The following is a 2,594-nucleotide window of genomic DNA, read 5'->3' on the forward strand; positions in this document are numbered from 1 at the left end:
ACCCCAGACCTCCTCCATGCCATGGAGGCGCGCTACCAACTGCGCCATAGCCCCTGGTCACCGCTGCGGGATCACCCGTTGCGGCGCTCCGAGAGCATATAGCCATCCGCGCCCTTTCGCCTAATCGCCCGGCCGCCGTCCCCGCTGCGCCCGTGCCACCAGCACGGCGAGCCCGTCGAGCTGCCCGCGGAGCCCGAACTCGAAGACGGAGTCCAGGTCCAGATCCACCCCGGGATCCGTGACCACCTTCGCCAGAGTCGGGAAGGCGCCGGAGGCGAGCAACTCCGCCATCTCCCCTTCGTGCTCGCTCAGCCAGTCGTCCTCGGTCACCCCGGTCTCGGTACGCGCCTGCAGCTCCGCCTCCAGGGCCACGGCGGCGCCCCGGACGAAGTTCACCAGGGACACGACGGCGTGCAGCATGGTGCCGGCGTCGAGGCCGAGCCCGTCCAGGGCCCGCAGCAGCCGTTCGGTGGACGCCATGCCGTTGGGCACGAGCTGCGGCCGGGTCAGCGAGACCGCCTGCGCCAGCCACGGATGCCGCAGGTGCACCCGCCACAACTGCCGGAGCTCCAGCTCCAGCCGGGCCCGCCAGTCGCGCGGCGGCTGCCCGGCGGGCGGCTCCTCGCCGTAGACCGCGTCGATCATGAGCCGGACCAGCTCGTCCTTGCCCGCGACATGCCGGTACAGGGACATGGCCGAGGCGTCGACCTCGGCGGCCAGGCGGCGCATCGACACGGCGGCCAGCCCCTCCCGGTCGGCGACCCTGATCGCCTCGCGCACGACGCGCCGCGCGGTGAGGTCCTGCGCCGCCCGCCGCACGGGCCCGGCGACGACGGTCCCGACCCCGGGCACGGCCCGCGTGAGCCCCTCCTCGCGCAACCTGCCGAGGGCCCTGGTCGCGGTGGCCATCGCCACCCCCCACTCGCGGATGATCTGGCGGGTCGAGGGCACCTTGTCCCCCGGCGCCAGCTCGCCGGCGGCGATGCGGTCGCGCAACTCCGCCACGATCCGCAGATACACGGGCCGATCCACGGCCACCCCTTCCGCAGCACTAGTGCACCAGGCTCGGCGCACCCGGCGGCACCTTCTCACCGCACTAGTGCGCCGGGCGACCCTCTTGCCTGCTGGAATACCCGAACCTACGGTACGCGTACAACGTACATGGCGCACTACCCAGGGAGGCAACCGTGCAGACCGTCCTCATCTCCGGCGGCGGCGTCGCCGGGCCCACGCTCGCCCACTGGCTGGCCCGCCTCGGGTTCCGGCCGACCGTCGTCGAACGCGCCCCCGCCCTGCGCACCGGCGGCCAGGCCGTCGACTTCCGCGGCGCCCCGCAGCTGGAGGTGCTGAAGCGCATGGGCGTGCTGGACGCCATCAAGACGGCCCAGACCGGCATGGGCGACATCGCCATCGTCGACGGCGCCGGCAGACGGCTGGCCAGGCTGCCGTCGGAGGTGTTCAGCGGCGACGTGGAGATCCTGCGCGGCGACCTGACCCGCATCCTGAACGAGGCCGCCCCCGCCGAACGCCTCCTCGGCGACTCGATCACCTCCCTGACCGAGCGCCCCGACGGCGTGCACGTGACCTTCGAAAAGGCCGCGCCCCGCACGTTCGACCTGGTCGTCGGCGCGGACGGCATCCGCAGCAAGGTACGCGAGCTGGCCTTCCCGGCCGCTCCCCTGCGCCATCTCGGCTTCTACGGCGCCGTCTTCTCCGTCCCCGGCACGTACGGGCTGGACCACGACGGCCTGATGCACAACGTGCCGGGCCGCTGCGCCACCATCGTCCGGACGAACGGCCGGACCAGGGCGTCGCTCGACTTCGCCACGCCCCCGCTCGACGTCGGCCACCGCGACCAGGCGGCGCAGCGGGCCCTGGTGGCGCGGGCGTTCCGGGAAGTGGGCTGGCAGGTCCCGTCCCTGCTGGCGGCCATGGACAGGGCCGAGGACTTCTACTTCTGGCAGGCCGCCCAGGTCGTCCTGCCCCGGTGGTCGTCCGGCCGGGTGGCGCTGGTCGGCGACGCCGGGTACGCCCCCGGCCCCGGCGGCATGGGCACGGGGCTCGGGATGATCGGCGCGTACGTGCTGGCCGCCGAGCTGGCCGCGGCCCCCGGCGACCACAGTGCCGCCTTCGATGCCTACGAGCGGCGGATGAGACCGTACGTCGAGGTGTGCCAGAAGCAGGCCGAGGGGGCCGACAAATACCTCGTGCCGGGCACGCGGGCGCGGATCCGGCTGCGGAACCAGATGATGCGCATGCTGCCGTACCTGCCGGGCAAGGGCATGGTCAAGCGGATGACGGACAAGGCCGCGAGCGCCGTCACGCTGCCGGACCATCCCCGGCAGGGCGCTCGCCGCCCCGCGCAGCCGGCCTGAGCCGGTCGGCTACGCCTCCGCGTCAGGGCGGTCGTCGCTGCTGATGGGCTCGGGCAGGGTGCCGGCGTTGTGTTCGAGCAGCCGCCAGCCCTGACGGCCCTCCTGCAGCACCGACCACGAGCAGTTGCCAAGCCCGCCCAGCGCCGGCCACAGCTCCTCGGGAAGGCCGAGCAGCTCGCAGATGCCGAGCCGCAGCGCGGCGCCGTGCGAGGCGACGAC

3 protein-coding genes are annotated in these 2,594 nt (G+C 73.6%); 1 reads left to right on the top strand and 2 read right to left on the bottom strand.

What is annotated here, in order from left to right:
- Window positions 1–120: 120 nt before the first annotated feature.
- Complete coding sequence (locus ACWCSD_RS51370; RefSeq protein ID WP_397163111.1) at window positions 121–1,032, bottom strand: TetR/AcrR family transcriptional regulator C-terminal domain-containing protein; 912 nt, start codon at window positions 1,030–1,032, stop codon at window positions 121–123.
- A gap of 155 nt (window positions 1,033–1,187) precedes the next feature.
- On the opposite strand from ACWCSD_RS51370, the gene ACWCSD_RS51375 reads away from it, so the two are divergent.
- Window positions 1,188–2,375, top strand: coding sequence for an FAD-dependent monooxygenase (locus ACWCSD_RS51375; protein ID WP_449926992.1), 1,188 nt, complete (start codon window positions 1,188–1,190; stop codon window positions 2,373–2,375).
- 9 nt (window positions 2,376–2,384) lie between these two features.
- Here ACWCSD_RS51375 and ACWCSD_RS51380 read toward each other — a convergent pair.
- Window positions 2,385–2,594, bottom strand: a 210-nt coding sequence (locus tag ACWCSD_RS51380; RefSeq protein WP_449926996.1) for a histidine phosphatase family protein, incomplete at its 5' end; no start/stop codon positions are given.

Source organism: Nonomuraea sp. NPDC001684 (assembly GCF_053596515.1).